At 43.1% G+C, this 15,510-nt stretch carries 12 protein-coding genes; 6 read left to right on the top strand and 6 right to left on the bottom strand.

Going from position 1 to position 15,510, the window contains the following annotated elements; all coding sequences use genetic code 11:
- Positions 1-82: 82 nt before the first annotated feature.
- A complete protein-coding gene (locus tag L5M40_RS01380) occupies positions 83-1,840 on the top strand; it encodes an acyl-CoA dehydrogenase family protein (RefSeq protein WP_168827074.1) in 1,758 nt (585 codons plus the stop codon).
- A 101-nt stretch (positions 1,841-1,941) separates the two neighbouring features.
- Here L5M40_RS01380 and dacB read toward each other — a convergent pair whose 3' ends face one another.
- Both dacB and L5M40_RS01370 read right to left on the bottom strand, forming a co-directional pair.
- Positions 1,942-3,435, bottom strand: a complete 1,494-nt coding sequence (dacB, locus tag L5M40_RS01375; protein ID WP_263176173.1) for a D-alanyl-D-alanine carboxypeptidase/D-alanyl-D-alanine-endopeptidase — start codon at positions 3,433-3,435, stop codon at positions 1,942-1,944.
- A 59-nt stretch (positions 3,436-3,494) separates the two neighbouring features.
- Positions 3,495-3,671: a hypothetical protein gene (locus tag L5M40_RS01370; protein ID WP_006081710.1), complete on the bottom strand. Its 177-nt coding sequence runs from the start codon at positions 3,669-3,671 to the stop codon at positions 3,495-3,497.
- 429 nt (positions 3,672-4,100) lie between these two features.
- On the opposite strand from L5M40_RS01370, the gene L5M40_RS01365 reads away from it, so the two are divergent.
- Positions 4,101-4,433 carry a DUF1904 domain-containing protein gene (locus tag L5M40_RS01365; RefSeq protein WP_028759882.1) on the top strand — a complete coding sequence of 111 codons (333 nt, stop codon included), beginning with the start codon at positions 4,101-4,103 and terminating at the stop codon, positions 4,431-4,433.
- A gap of 11 nt (positions 4,434-4,444) precedes the next feature.
- Entirely contained in the window at positions 4,445-5,758 is a 1,314-nt protein-coding gene (gene pssA / locus L5M40_RS01360; protein ID WP_028759883.1) for a CDP-diacylglycerol--serine O-phosphatidyltransferase, read from the top strand.
- Between the two features lie 153 nt (positions 5,759-5,911).
- Here the strand turns inward: pssA and emrD are convergent, their stop codons facing one another.
- Entirely contained in the window at positions 5,912-7,144 is a 1,233-nt protein-coding gene (gene emrD, locus L5M40_RS01355) for a multidrug efflux MFS transporter EmrD (protein WP_263176172.1), read from the bottom strand.
- Between the two features lie 377 nt (positions 7,145-7,521).
- Positions 7,522-8,706, bottom strand: a complete 1,185-nt coding sequence (gene ampC / locus L5M40_RS01350) for a class C beta-lactamase (RefSeq protein ID WP_263176171.1) — start codon at positions 8,704-8,706, stop codon at positions 7,522-7,524.
- 396 nt (positions 8,707-9,102) lie between these two features.
- On the opposite strand from ampC, the gene L5M40_RS01345 reads away from it, so the two are divergent.
- On the top strand, positions 9,103-9,867 hold the full coding sequence (locus L5M40_RS01345; protein WP_028759886.1) for a tRNA-uridine aminocarboxypropyltransferase: 765 nt from the start codon (positions 9,103-9,105) through the stop codon (positions 9,865-9,867).
- Positions 9,868-10,014: 147 nt separating this feature from the next.
- On the opposite strand, the gene L5M40_RS01340 is transcribed toward L5M40_RS01345, so the two are convergent.
- Positions 10,015-12,072 carry a PhoX family protein gene (locus L5M40_RS01340; RefSeq protein ID WP_263256188.1) on the bottom strand — a complete coding sequence of 686 codons (2,058 nt, stop codon included), beginning with the start codon at positions 12,070-12,072 and terminating at the stop codon, positions 10,015-10,017.
- Positions 12,073-12,502: 430 nt separating this feature from the next.
- The gene (locus L5M40_RS01335) at positions 12,503-13,618 is read right to left on the bottom strand and encodes a tyrosine-type recombinase/integrase (RefSeq protein ID WP_263256187.1); all 1,116 of its coding nucleotides are present in this window, start codon (positions 13,616-13,618) and stop codon (positions 12,503-12,505) included.
- A 589-nt stretch (positions 13,619-14,207) separates the two neighbouring features.
- Here L5M40_RS01335 and L5M40_RS01330 point away from each other — a divergent pair.
- The gene (locus L5M40_RS01330) at positions 14,208-14,735 is read left to right on the top strand and encodes a hypothetical protein (protein WP_219252409.1); all 528 of its coding nucleotides are present in this window, start codon (positions 14,208-14,210) and stop codon (positions 14,733-14,735) included.
- Between the two features lie 167 nt (positions 14,736-14,902).
- Positions 14,903-15,241 (top strand): hypothetical protein, encoded by a 339-nt coding sequence (locus tag L5M40_RS01325; RefSeq protein WP_105252539.1) that lies wholly within the window; start codon positions 14,903-14,905, stop codon positions 15,239-15,241.
- The last annotated feature ends 269 nt before the right edge of the window (positions 15,242-15,510 follow it).

Genomic DNA, 15,510 nt, shown 5'->3' with positions numbered 1-15,510 from the left:
GTATTTGTAATGAGATTGTTTTCTACAGTGAACTGGTATAAATTAAAACAACTGTTTTAATCCTACGTTTAAGAGTCTACCAATGAATCCTTACCAAGCCCCGTTGACGGATATGCGTTTCCTACTGGAACAGGTATTTGATGCCCCAAACACTTGGGCACAATTGCCTGAGATTGCAGAAATGGTCGATATCGACACGGCTAATGCCATTTTGGAAGAAGCAGCCAAGATCAGTTGTGAGTTGATCCATCCGCTGAACCGGACGGGCGATGAGCAGGGCGTGTTGCATCAAGACAATCAAGTGATTACCCCTGATGGCTACAAAGCCGTTTATGAGCAGTATTCCCAGGGCGGTTGGATTGGTTTGTGTGGCGATCCTGAATTTGGTGGCATGGGGATGCCGAAGATGCTGGGGATCTTAGTCGACGAAATGGCTTACAGTGCTTGTAATGCGTTTACGCTTTATGGCTCGTTAACCGCGGGAGCGGCTTTATGTATCAATGCCCACGGCAGCGAAGAATTGAAACAAGCTTATTTGCCTAAGTTATATTCCGGCGAATGGGCGGGTGCTATGGATATGACGGAGCCGCAAGCGGGTTCTGATCTGCGTAATATTCGCACTCGAGCTTTACCGCAGGATGATGGTAGTTATGCCATCACGGGCAGCAAGATTTTTATCACGGGTGGCGATCATGATTTAACTGAAAACGTCATCCACTTAGTGCTTGCCAAGCTACCGGATAGCAAAGGGATTTCACTCTTCCTTGTACCTAAAATATCGGTAAATACCGATGGCAGCTTAGCCAATGCCAATGGTGTATCAGTGGGGTCTATCGAGCATAAGATGGGCCTTAAAGGTTCTGCGACTTGTGTGATGAATTTTGATAATGCCCAAGGTTTCTTGATTGGCGAGCCTAATCGCGGCCTCGTATGCATGTTCACTATGATGAACTATGAGCGTTTAGCGATTGGTATTCAAGGACTTGGCAGTGCGCAGGCGGCGTACCAGATGGCGGCCGATTACGCTAAAGAGCGTAATCAAGGCATCGCCGCTGGCGGCTCACCGACGGGCAGTGATTCTGATCCCATTATTGTCCATGGCGATGTGCGCCGTATGTTGTTGACCATTCGTGCGATGACAGAAGCGGGCCGTGCTTTGTCTGTGTTTACAGGACAACAGCTGGATTTAGCAAAATATGCCCAAGATGAGGTTAAGGCTAAAGCGGCGCGTTATGTGGGTTTATTAACGCCAGTGGCGAAAGCATTTTTAACCGATCGGGGTCTAGATGCGACTATCATGGCGCAACAAGTCTTTGGTGGACATGGTTATATTCGTGAAACAGGTATTGAGCAATTAGTCCGTGATACCCGTATCGCTCAGATTTATGAAGGTACCAATGGCATTCAAGCCATTGATTTCCTAGGTCGTAAAGTCACTGGCGATAACTTAGCCGCATTAAACGAATTTGTGGCAGACTTGAAGGCACAAATGCGGGCATTCACCCATGTTGATGCGGTGAAAGTGGCGGCAGTATGCGCACGTTTAGATGCATTAGTTATAGTCGCCGAGTCAGTTAATGATCGCAAAGTGGCTCAGCCTGCACTTATTAATGCGTGTGCGGTCGACTTTTTAGATGCCTTTGGTTACACCCTGTATGGTTTCTACTGGTTGGCTATGGTTGATAAGGTTGCGGATCATGAAGATAAAGCTTTCGCCGAGCAGAAAGTCTATTTGTCTAAGTTCTATTTTGATAAGTTATTGCCAAAAGCGGATTACCATATCGCTCAAGTCAGAGCTGGTGATGCGACGACTATGGCGATGCCTGCGGAGTTGTTTTAACAAGGCTTCGGTATATTCGTTTAGATAAAAACTTAAAAAGCACTGATGACTCAGTGCTTTTTTGTGCAAGTTTTTTACTCTGTAGCAGTTAATTAATGACTCTAGTGAGCCGCAGTATTCACAGTCGCAGTGGTTGATGACGGTTGCAGCACTGAAATCAATTGTTTAAGAAACTCGGCATTGAATGAGGGTTTATGTTGATTTTTCAATTCAGAACTCATGCCATTCTCAAGGATTACAAACAGGGTATCGTTATGCTGGGGCAAACGGATAAAGCCCGCTAAGTTAGACACGCCTTGCATCGAGCCTGTTTTAGCGAAAATTTGCTGTTTAAGCGGCGGCTTGTTGTAGCCCATACGATATCTTAAGGTGCCGCTGATCCCCGCCTGTGGCAGACTCGTGATTAACGGACTAAAGCGGCTATCTTGGTGGATTAGCGCCAACACCGCGGCTAACTGCTTGGCATTGAGCAAGTTATAGCGTGACAATCCTGAACCATCCACAATATTGGCGTTACTCAAATCTATGCCTAAATTCGTTAAAATTCGCTGCATGGCAGCGGCACCATTGGTAAAGCTGCCTTGGGTTTTAAAATAACTTTTACCAAGTTGCTTAAAAAGACTATCGGCAATCAAATTATCTGACTTGAGCAGCATAGTCTCGAGCAGCTCAGGTAAGGGCGCCGAGCTATGGCTGGCAATTAGTTTTGCCTTTTGGGGTAAGCTAGTGCCGAGTTGTACTTTACCCGCAAGAGACATCTCGCCTTTAAGTAGGGAGGTGAGGTTATCTTGGGCAAATTTGAACGGATCGCTGACCGCAATCGCCAGTGGTATCGCCTCACCGCCAGGGTAACAGCCGCGTAAATGGTAGTTATTTTGACCTAATCTGACCATATCAAGTTGGCAAAATTCGCGGCTCGCCTTTTGATCAAACACCGCATCGCTGCTGATTTTAACTCCATAACTCCCCGCGCGCAGACTTACCTGTGAAGGTTTGCTGGTAGAGCTTGGGCTAAACTGACCATAGACGCAGTTCTGATTGATAATATAACTCGACACTGGCGCGGCAAAACAAATGCCCAAATCATCCCAAACCCAACCCGGAGCTTGCATTTGCTCTTGTTTATCGCCGAGCAAATACAGATGTCCATCAATGCGATTAATGCCTTGTTTTACGAGATTGGCAAAAATGGCCTTGAGATCGGCTTGAGTTAGCGTGGGATCGCCACTAAAACGCAGATAAGCACTGCCTGCGATATGGCCCTTGCGTATCGGTGCATCTGTCCATAATTCCGTGACATAACGAAAATCAGGCCCAAGCTGAGCCACAGCACTGACTGCCGTGAGCAGCTTTTGGGTACTGGCTGGAATAAACAAGGTCTCAGCTTGTTGGCTATAGATCACTTGATTGTTCGACATATCCATTGCCAGTAAGGCGATTTGTGAATGTCGAGGGCTGATCTTGCTGATTGCTTGGCTAAGCGAAGTGGTTTGAGCACTTATCGGCCTAGAATCATGTTGCTCTGCATAGGCCATATTATGACTTGCGGCTAGGAGCAGGCCGGCATATAGAGTGGTTTTCAGTAACGTTTCCATGTTAGCTATTGGCCATTTTTATCAAAACATCATTAAGATTAGGTTGGTATTGTGTGCGGTTAATCCTCACTGCTGCCGTCATCCTTTTCCATCAAGCGATATAAACGTAGGGTAACAAACAATACCAGCCCAATAAACAACGGCAGGATGAGTAACCCTAACTGGGTTTTAAAATGGAAAATACCCCAAGCAAACAGCAATGTCAGTGCTAACGTCAGCAGAATTTTTTTGTTCATAGTCTTAATCTTGTATCGTGTGGTCTAATCGCAAATAGGCGGTTTAGTTTACGCTAAATCACTGGATTCGGGGTGAATGAAATGGGTTTGAAGATTATTTTGTGATTTGGCAGACATTTTGGGTGCAGTTTAGTGAAATTTGGACTGATTTGTAGCGTTAAGAATCACCCTATTTAGGGGCAACATATTGTGTGGACGGGCAAATAATGCCGAGAATACTCGCCGTAAAATGCGATTTCAAGCAAGGATAAATGAAGAAGATTTTTAGGTAAATCGGTGCACTGAAGTGGAATAAAATCGCGTGAGGTCAAATTACCAGCAAAACCGTTAGGTTTAACAAGACTTTTGGGAGAAAAGTCTTGCCGAGACGAGGTGAAGTCGGTAATTTCTACCCCTTACGATTTTAGGTTCTTAGGTAACAACTAAACCATGCCACATATTAGTATGCGCGGCTTACCACAAGCGGTCGTTGCAGCGTTCAGCCAAACATTACTGCAGTCATTGGCGGATATATGTAAAGGTAATGCAGAGAGTTTCACATTAGATTGGATCCCAAGCATCAGTTTTCGAAATGGAAAAATTGATCAACGCTTTGTCCAAGTTGAGTTACTCTGGTTCCCTAAGGACCCTGATATACATCTTAAAGTAGAACAAACGATCAGGTTGGCAGTGACAGAGGCCTATCCAGAGTTAACACATATTGCTGTGATGTTTTTATCACTGAACCCCAGTGCTTCCTATCGGGGTGGTCAGCATGTTTAAAGGAGGATGCCTTGCTAGATAAGCTTGGTGGAATAGCCGTTCAACCCGAGGCTTTAACGTGGTTGCTCACGCCATGCCGTTTCAAGGCAGAATTACTCGCTCGTATTGCGAGCGCCAAGCACAGTATTTATATTGCGGCGCTGTATTTAGAAGATGACGAAGCGGGTCGTGAGATATTACAAGCCCTCATGGATGCCAAAGCAGCAAATCCAACGCTTGATATCAAAGTGTTAGTCGATTTTCACCGTGCGAGACGTGGCTTGATTGGCCATAAAGGTGATAGCGGTAACTATTTGATGTACCGCAGAGTTATGGCTGAAGCCGAACATCCCATCGATATCTTAGGTGTACCCGTCAAATCCCGTGAATTTATGGGTGTGTTGCATCTTAAGGGATTTATTATCGATGATGCCGTGATTTATAGCGGTGCCAGTCTCAATAATATCTATTTGCAACAACACGATAAGTACCGTTTCGATCGTTATCACTTGATTGAGTCTGCCGAATTAGCGCGCAGTATGCGCGCGATGATCCAGAAAAATATCATTTCTGATCCAGCTGTGTGTTCATTAACGCAAGATGCTGAGCAAGAAGTGCTACCACCAAAGACGGATATGCGTAGCTTTAAGCTGAGACTGTCTGACGCTGAGTATCAGTTTAAGGAAACCCGTGATGGCAATCGCATCACGCCGTTACTTGGGCTAGGACGCAAGAAAAACTTGCTCAATAAAGTGGTTGTCGCCTTGGTGGAAGAGTCAAAAGACTCGCTGTTTATTTGCACGCCCTATTTTAATCCGCCGTACATTTTAGTGCGCGCTTTAGCGAAGCATTTACGCAATGGCAAACGCATCGATATCGTTGTGGGCGACAAGACGGCTAACGATTTTTATATTCCGCCTGAGCAGGATTTCTCGACCATAGGTGCCTTGCCCTATATGTATGAGCAATCATTGCGTAAGTTCGCTAAACGCCAACAGTGGGCGATTGATAATGGTCAGTTGAATATCCATCTGTGGAAACACGGCATCAACAGTTATCACCTCAAAGGCATCAGTGCCGACGGTAATAAGCATTTGATCACAGGTTCTAATCTGAATCCAAGAGCTTGGGCGCTGGATCTTGAGAATGGTTTGTTGATCCAAGATGAAATTGGCTGCTGGAAAGCCCAGTTTGAAGCCGAGCAGGCGCATATTCTGGAACACACACAGCGGTTATATCACTACAGCCAAGTGGATACCTTACAGAGCTATCCCGCGCCAGTGAAGAAGATCATGACCCGAATTCGTCGCCTTAAAGCTGACTTTTTACTGCGTCGCATTTTGTAACGATTAAAGCTATAGAAGCAATAAATTAATCGATATTTTTGATTTATTACAGTGTGTTATCGATTTAAAAAGCCCACAACAATGTGGGCTTTTTATTGACTGACGGTAATAGATTTAGCTTAAACCAAGAATTGTCGCTTCAAATCATATGCATTAAATCTGTGGCATTAAATTCTGGTGAGTATCATTTTGATCTTTGGCGTAATAAAGAGACAGGATCACTAAAACCACCATTACAGCACTTAATAAACCTATGCTCAACTGGCCGCCCATAGGCACTAAAGACATAGTTAATGCGGCAAGTCCGGCACCAAAATTTTGTAATCCCCCCAATAATGCGCCCGCAATCCCCGCCTGACGTGGAAATGGCTCTAACGCAGCAGATGTTAGGGTAGGGAACAGCATGCCTGCGCCACTGAAGAATAAAATTGATCCAATAAGTAAGCTCCAGTCAACCACTAAATTAAAAAGACCAGGGATCAACATAAATAATGCGCCAGCACCGAGTAATGCAACACCTTGGTAAACAACTCTTTGTGGCTTATTCTGTCGGCCCGCGATGAGTGCCCCCAGTAAGTAGCCAGGAATTGGCGCAACAAAATAACAACTGACCATAAAAGGTGTCAGTCTGAGATATTGGCCATAGAGTACACCAGCAATTGCTTCAAACGCCGCAATACCGGCAAAGGTGGCGATCAATGAAAATAAATAAGCGCGAAACGCTCTATGGCGTAGGACATGCTTATAGGATTTGAAAACGGCTTGATGTTCCCGTTGCGTCTTAGGTAAAGACTCTTTAAAGAGGAATATTAACAACAGCCAGACCGCGACACCGAATCCCGCTAATACCCAGTATACGGCTTGCCAGCCAAAATAGGCCGCAGTGGCGCTGCCGATAAATGGTGCAAGCAAAGGTAAAAACACTACGGCCATAGAGACATAGCTATTAAATTTTACCAGTCGGTCGCCAAAGTAATGATCGCGGGGAATGCTACGGCACAATGCGCCTGCGCTGGCTGTGCCTAATCCTTGGATAAGGCTTGCCATAATTAGTTGGTTAAAGCTTGTGGCCTTCGCCGCGAATACAGCGCCTAGAACGAAAATTGCGATACCCACAACGAGCGGCATTTTGCGGCCAACGCGATCTGACACTGGGCCATACACAAATTGAAACATCCCGTAGGAGAGTAAGTAACAGGCCATCACGGCTTGTAGTTGGCTGGCGTCCACATGGAGCCCGAGTGCGATTTGTGGAAGGGCAGGTACAAAAATCGTCTGCGCCATTTGGCCACAGGCGACCATAAAGACAATCATTAACAGTAGGCTAGACTGACTCGCCGCTGGAGCGACATCGTGATGAATAGGAGAATGTGGCGTGCCTGACATGATATTTCCGAAAAAGGTCACTTAAGGTATTTGCGCGCATCTTACTCCCTAAAAGCGTAACTTCAAGTGTCAATCATATTGATTTAACGAAATAATTTTTAATGCGATGCATAAGTTTTTATCCTGATTTTAATCTGTAAAGCTAAACTTACGATAGGTTATTTGTCTGTTAACTAGGTCGATGAGTTGCAAATGAATTAACGCAAGGATTAACCCTGCGGTGCATCTTTTCTTACAAGCCGCCATGAGAAAAGAGAGATTGCAAGGAAACTGTGAGTTAGCAGCAAGGTGTCAGCCATAAATCAGTAGCGACAAGAATATTGTTAAGAAAAAGGAGATAGCACCAATATACTTATCTCCTCTATCCTAGTGCATGGTTATTTTTGCAACTTTTCGATCCCAGTTAAAATCTGGTAGCCCACAGTGACCCGTGGCGGAACGGGGGTGTTTTTATTACTCAGCAGTACAATGCCAAGTTTTTTGGCCGGAATAAAGGCTGCATAAGCGGCAAAACCGCCAGTAGAGCCTGTTTTATTAATCCACACATTTTGCTGCGGTGCGAGGGGCGGCACTATGGGTTTAACTGGCGTACTGCCAAATACGACTTCCTGAGTGTGACCTGCAAGCAAGTTATTGAGATCAATAGGATATGAGTAATGCTCCCAAATCATATCTTGGGTCATCATGCCCACATCAAAGTATCCCGTGTGGGTCTCATCGAGTGCCGTTTGCAGTGGTTTGGTAAGCGGGTGCATTTGCATATTAGCCTCAACAAATTGCAGTAAATCCTTGGCAGAGGTTTTAACGCCATAGGCTTCATCGGCTAATACACCGGGATTGACTCGCACTGGCATGTCTTGCTTATCATAGCCTTGGGCATAATCGGCCATTTTGTTGCTAGGAACCTTGAGATAGCTGTTTGTCATACCCAATTGTGGAAATAGTGTTTGCTCAAGTACTTGTGGAAACGTTTGCCCTAAACTCTGCGCGGCAATCATGCCAAGCAGCCCAATACTCGGATTGGCGTAATTCCTATGGGTCCCCGCGGCAAATGATGGTTGCCAATGCTTAAGGTAATCCATTAACTCTGCGTTATTAGTGACCTTATCAGGAACTTGCATCGGCAAATCCCCCGCTGTGTGGGTGGCTAAATTGATGAGACTAATCTTATCAAAATGGCTGCCTTTTAATGCTGGAACATAATCACTGGCCATATCCGTGAGTGTTAATTTACCTTCGCCCTGTGCATAGTTAGCCAGTGTTGCGGTAAAGGTTTTACTGATAGAGCCAATCTCGAACAGGGTATCTTCAGTCACACTTTGCCCAGAGGTTTTAGAACTGACGCCATATTGGTAAAAATACTGTTTACCTTCTATGGTGATGCCAATTACTGCACCGGGAATAGCATACTCGGCCATCAGTGGTTTAACTGCGGAATCTACAATTGACTGGATGTCTTTGGTATTAAGCGTTTGGGCCGTAGTGACATTAGAAAATAGCGTAGCAGTGAGCAGTACGCCGCTTAATAACGGTATAGAAGCGATCGGGGCTTTTGGGTGCATAATTGACCTTTCATTGAGACTGTATTTGTAGAGTAGATTTTCGCATGATATTAGGGCAATTCCACACTAAGTTAAGTCATTACTGATATTTAGTTTCAATACTCTCCCAATAAGTAAGTTAAACGTTAATTTGGTCGGTTTAGTGTTGCATACTAAGTGGCAACACAGATTAATACATTACAGATGTTTTAAGAGATGGTTGTTCTGTGCTCTTAAATTATCTCGCTGACGTTAGGCTGCAGATGAAACCACAACCACTGACACCGGCCTTTTATCACGATAATGTATTACGCGATTGCACCATTGATGGCCAAGGGATAAACTGCGCCACCGCGATAAAAAAGTGCTAACGATGTGGTCGCGATCCTTAATAAGTTTGATAGAGAATTGGTTTTTATGGCTTTAGCCCCCCATGCAGTGCACCATTTATATCAGTACCGTAAGTCTATTTCGACTAAACCCTTTGGTGCCCGCGGTAAAAAACTGATCCGCTGTCCATTATGCCTCTTAGGTGAGCAGTTCTGTACCTGTGCGCTACGCCGTCAGTTAGATACTCACGCCAGTTTTCTGCTGATTATGTATAACGATGAGGTGTTAAAGCCGACTAATAGCGGACGACTCATAGCGGATCTTATTCCTGATACCCACGCCTATATTTGGTCACGTACAGAACCTGAAGCTGAGTTGCTTGCTTTGCTGAATTCGCCGCAATATCAACCCTATTTAGTGTTTCCTGCCCAGTATGCAGAGCAAGGGCAAACCGTACTGAACCAAGTGCCGATGTCGACATTGGCCGAAGGCAAACGGCCGCTACTTGTTCTGCTTGATGGCAGTTGGCGTGAAGCGATTAAAATGTTCCGTAAGAGTCCTTACTTACACTCGCTGCCGTTGCTTTCCTTCGATCCCGACACGCTCGCGACCTATGCATTGCGTAAAGGTAGTCATGATTTTCAACTTGGCACCGCCGAGGTGGCATCATTGGCTTTAGGAGCGATTGGCGAAGCGGCTAATGGCAAAGCCTTAAGTACTTGGTTTGATTTGTTTGTTGAATCTTCCTTACTTGGCCGCAATCGCCGTTGCCGTGAGGACCTTCTGCCAATTACAGATTTTACCGATGCTTTTGAACTGGCCTTTGAACAAGCAAGTCGTAGTAAGAGTTAATAGATGTTGGATTTAATCTATTTTGAAAAAGGCTAGTTAACTATCTTCTTAAATAAAAAATCCCCTACAGTGAGGGGATTTTTATGTGTAGCAATTAACTTATAGGAACTTCATATTTAAGAAGATACCTCGCACAAGCATAATTGTTTATACCGCGACTTCTTTACCATCTAACTTACGGATAACGACCGTAGCGGCGCGAGGGCGTAATGTCGTGCCCGCAGGCGTTTTTTCAGCGGCATTGGACGAATAAGGCCAATTACCGGGATGCTGAATGTTAGCAAAAACAGAAGTGTAATCAGGGCTAATAGCAAAACCCGTAACCTCACAGTCATTTGGTCCAACAAAGAAACGCTTTAATTCCATTTGGTTATCAGCCGTTACGCCTAGCTGTTTCTCTTGGCCATCAACAAGTGTTGAAGGCACTATCGCTAGCATCTGATCGTTGGTTTCTTCTGCGACCTCCTTGGCTCCATTGTCGGTTTGAACCCACAAAATACCGCGTTGATCGAAGGCTAAACCGTCTGGGCTGGCAAATTGGTTAAGATCTGTTAAGCCTGATAAGTTTGTTTCTGCGTTACCATCACTTGGTGATCCGAATACGAAGATATCCCATGTAAATTCAGTATCTTTGTCACTTTCATCCCAACGAATAATATGGCCAAAGTGGTTTTTCAATCTAGGGTTCGCTGGATTGGTTTCAGTTCGTTTTGAGTTGTTGGTCAGGGTCAAATAAATTGAACCTGTGAAAGGATCGACAGCACACCATTCAGGGCGATCCATAGGTGTTGCACCAACAAGATCCGCTGCGCCTGCGGTGTTCAAAATAATCTCGGCTAAGCTAGCGAAAGTATTGCCTAGGGTTTTTCCGTCCGTAGTCTGGCTATCTAAGGTTAAAGGCAACCAAACACCACCACCGTTTGCATTAAACTTAGCTGCATATAAAGTACCTTCATTCATATACTTATCGCCAGTTTGTATGCGATTACTGCTGTCAGCATCTTTTGTATCCCATGCCGCGGCCGAGACAAATTTATAGAGGTATTCGAATTGTGAATCGTGGCCAGAATAGAACACTACTGGCTTACCTTCAGTTAATTTGCCAAAGGTACAGCCTTCATGGCGGAAACGACCAAGCGCGGTACGTTTTACTGCGCGCGATGTTGGATTGAAAGGGTCAATTTCAACAATATAACCGTGACCATTCGCTTCATTACGATAGTCATCTTGAGCACTTGCACCTTTTGGTGTGACATCAAAACGCGCGAATTCATCGAGACGTTCCTCATCATGACCAGCAAGATCATCCCAGCCATAACGTGTGCTGGTTTTGCTGATCCCAATGCGATTTTGCTCGGCAGTTAACGTACCACGGTTTGCGAAATAGCCAGGCCAGTTTTCTTCACAGGTCAAATAAGTGCCCCAAGGCGTGTAACCATTGCCGCAGTTATTTAATGTACCGCGAGCCTGACTACCGTCGGGAGAATAGCGGGTTTCGAGTAGAGAAGAGTAGGCGAGAGGACCGCTAATATCCATTACAGTCGCACCGGTGAATCGGCGGTTATGGTTATCATTGCTAACCACTTCCCATTGATTATTAACCAGTTTTATACGTACAACCGATACGCCATGGGCGTTGATTTCTTTACGTACCTCATCGATAATTGTGCGCAAACCTGAAGTAGGATCAAAAGTTTGTCCTGCAGGATGTAATGCAACTTCATCAATATATTCATGGTTAATGCAAAGTAAACCGTCATTACCCGTATCATTTAATGGAAAGAAATGCATGCCATCGTGGTGCATACCGACTGAGTTCGCTTGGTCATCGGCAGTGTTACTACCATCGCTTTTCCATAGTGCCGCTTTTGCATTTAATGGCGTGCCCCATGGTGCAAGTACCTGCGCTGTATAGCCTTCTGGTACGACGACGGCATCTAAACGAGAACCTGCAACTGACGTAAAGTTTAGCTTGGCGGTACTTTTTGTTGGTGGCAAAGGTGTCACTGGATCAACAGGTTTTGTAACAGGGGCGTCATCTGATCCGCAAGCAGTTAAGCCTACACTGGCAAAAGCTGTCATAGCACTGAGGCCTAAACCACTTTTTACGAAGTTACGGCGAGATAAATGTTTATCCAACACTTGGTTAAATGGCTCGTTATTACTTTTATTATAAAGTGTAGGATCAAAGGTGGCCTTACTCATATATTACTCCGGCTAGTACGATGGATTAAATTTCGTGACTAAGGCTAAAGTATCAATATGACAATAAAGATGATTTTATATTACAATAATACTGCAGTGAGCAATAAACCCGATATGCTATAAAAATGTTAACCAGCAGTTTGCTATGGTCGCTATGGTCTAAGCTGCTGAGGTCAAAGTACCTCGATTAGGATTTTTATTCTGCTATGATGTCAAATCTTGTGTCACAGATAAAAATATATAATGTGAAGTTATTGCTTTAATTATTTTTAAATATAAAACTTGGAAATAATTTAAATATAAATTACTGAATATCATCTTTATTCATAAACATGACAGATTTATATTTAACATTAAAATTGCTATTTTATTTTAGGTAAAAGACTAACTGATTCTTACCGAGTCATGATCTAGTTTAGTCTTTTGGGTTTTAGTCTCTTGGTTTTAAATAATGGCGGAGTGATCGAGGATCGGTATGGCCAGTTCTGGCCATAATGTATAAATGATCTTTATCATTTTCATGGAGTTGAGTGACACAACCACTACGCAGACTGTGGGCACCATAAAACTTTGCAGGTAGGCCCGCTTTTGTGCAATATTTTTTAATGATGCGATAAATATCATCTCCCGTGAGAAAACCACTATTTTTATGTAAACTTGAATTAGCTTCAGAGTGATGTTCTACTATTTGATAAGGGCGTAAATATTTCCCATCACGGGAAAGCGATCTAAATAAATGTCCATCCTCAATATTGGCGAGTGATAACCAATTTTTTACCGCGTTGAGTGCTGCAAAAGGTTCATGATCTGGCAGGTCTTTCCATTCCCGTTGACCTTGCTGATTACTCTTCGAATAAGGTAGGCGCACTTTTAGCTTATTACGTAAAAAACTGACATATTGAACTTTTATATCTGCAAGTTCAGAACGGCGAAACCCACCTTGTAATCCTAACTGAATAATGGCTTTGTCTCTTGCTCGGGTTAATGGCTGCACTTGTTCATCGATAGCTTGAATGAGCATTTCCACTTCATCATACATAATCGGTTGTTGATCATAATCACTCACATGGCGAGATTGATTTCTACTCAAGCCACGCATCACTCTGATCACCAGAGGGTGCTCGGTAGGCGAGTGGAATCCTGCTTGAATATGATGGTAGCGAATCGCCGCGAGTCGAGTCGTTAATGTCTGTTTAGAAAGTTGTACTCCAGTACTCTCTTGGATCAATTCTTTTTGATGACCAATAAATGAAATTACGCTTCTTGGATCTGCGGGCAGGGCCTGCAGTTGGTGCTCCGCACAATAACGGCTAAATAGACTAAAGCTCGTATTATAAACACGGCGGGTGTTGGCTGAAATTTCATATTCAGTTTCTTCGGCAGCACTTAAATAATCACTTCGAACAGATTGTGGTAGGAAAGTCTCTTCAAAAAAACGTGGCTGTTCAGTACGGTTATTATTGTGATGATCTGATCTAGTCACTCTTTCATTCGATACATTGGTGTTATTTTGAGCATTACTATTTGTCAGGATCATTTTAGACATGCCGTTGAAGTCACCTGATATCGAATTAAGAAGACGTAATTATACGCAAATCACACCTACATCTACCAGTGATAATCGTCATTATCACTGGTAGAGTGCTTATTTGTTCAAATAAACTTCTGTTATCGGAATAGGGCGCATTAAATAGCATTTAGTTGTTTTTTTAGTTTAAAAAATAGCCAAGATAAACCTATTCTAGCAATGGCGATTAATTAAGCGGATATAAAATTAAAGGCAATGATAGTATGAAATTCGTACTTTCTCTATGCAGTGGTTTCGAACTTAGTTAGTCACAGATGCATAATTTTAAAGAATGGTTTAACCATTTTATTGATTTTCTTGAATGGAATGCCGCTAAACTAGGCTTGCGTGTTGGGTGAAATTTAAGCTAATAACGACAACCGCTTATCGGGTTCTTAGCCTGTTATGAGTTGAGCTATTTCTGCCAAAGGCAAAATGAAGCATAAGGGATCGATTCCCAGTCAATAAAATGGTTGAACCATATATTAATACTTATCGATTTGTACTAGCATGAGGTCCCATTTATTTCATCCGCATTAAACGCATGCTTAGCTAAAGAAACGTATTTATGGAACCGCAAGCCTGGATATATCAACAAGACAAACCAACAGCAGGGAGAAAATTATTATTGCTTGAGGAAGCAGAATTAATTTTTGCCTTACCCTTAATTTATCGCCTTATCAATCCTGAAGCTGTGGCATCTAAACCGGATTGGTTTTGTGACGCTGAGTTACAAACGGTTTTCTATACTAAGTTGGTGACACAACTAAATGAATTAGTCCGATTACGCAAAAAGGCACAGCGGATCGACAACGAGCTTACTAATGTAAACAAAATGCTCAATCAGTATTTTACTGATTTTGGCTGGCGTATGGTTCGTAAAGAATTATCTCAAATAAAAAAACGGCAAAAAAAGTCTCATATTGAGCTGAGCAGGGATATTATTTTGAGGTTAAAACGTTATATGGAAACTCAAAAGTTAGACAGTTTTGACCAAGCCATTGATACTCTATTGTCAGAGCATAATGAAAATATTTCGCTTAATGTTTTACAACATACTGATGAGGATGTTGTAGACGACATTGTTGATGAATAGAACAAAAAAACGCGGATCTATGTTTTGAAGAATATGATTTTAAAGTTGTTCTATTGCCTAAAATGGATTATCTAATAAGGGTAAGTTAGCCGTGACTTATCTGTGCAGACACGTAAAATTACTGTTAAGATCTTATGTTTACGACTAGATAACGCGGGGCATTAGAGATGAGTTTAAGTATTGCAAACGATAGGAAAATTGCGGTTTTATGCCGAATTGAACCTGGCTGTCTCGGACCTGATGGCGTAGATCATATTGAGGCTTTTTGTGCTTTAGCCCAGAAAGCGATGCAACATTTTGACGTCGATGTCGGCACTTGGGTATTGATCCCAAGATATGATAAAACCTTAGAAGAGATGCAATATAGTCTTGCAAATAAGCTGCTTTCGCGTGAGCAGGCAACTAAATATTTAGTCTCTATAGGGCGTGACATTGATGGTTTTGAAGAAAGATTTCAGGACAAACTGACGTCGCTGATCAATCTATATCTTGCTAGAAAACCTTAAATGCTCAATTTATCGGAGATGTATTTTTTGCTGAGATTCATCTGACGTCTTGTTTTTTTATAGGAGATATCGGATCGAATTTTTACAAATCGGTTTTATTTTCATATTTAATTGCTGACTAAAAAAGTAAATTAATTATATATTAATCATTGTGTTGCAATGAAATCTGCACCTATAATTACGCTCTTGATGAGCAGTTAAGTTGGCTTGAAAACTCAGTTGTTGCTAATTAACTCCGTAAAGTACGTCAAAATTTGCTAGACTAGTCG

It is taken from the genome of Shewanella sp. SM68 (genome assembly GCF_025653925.1).
GTDB classification, from domain to species: domain Bacteria; phylum Pseudomonadota; class Gammaproteobacteria; order Enterobacterales; family Shewanellaceae; genus Shewanella; species Shewanella oncorhynchi.
The sequence above is the reverse complement of the archived record's forward strand: the minus strand, read 5'-3'. Positions and strand labels throughout refer to the sequence as shown.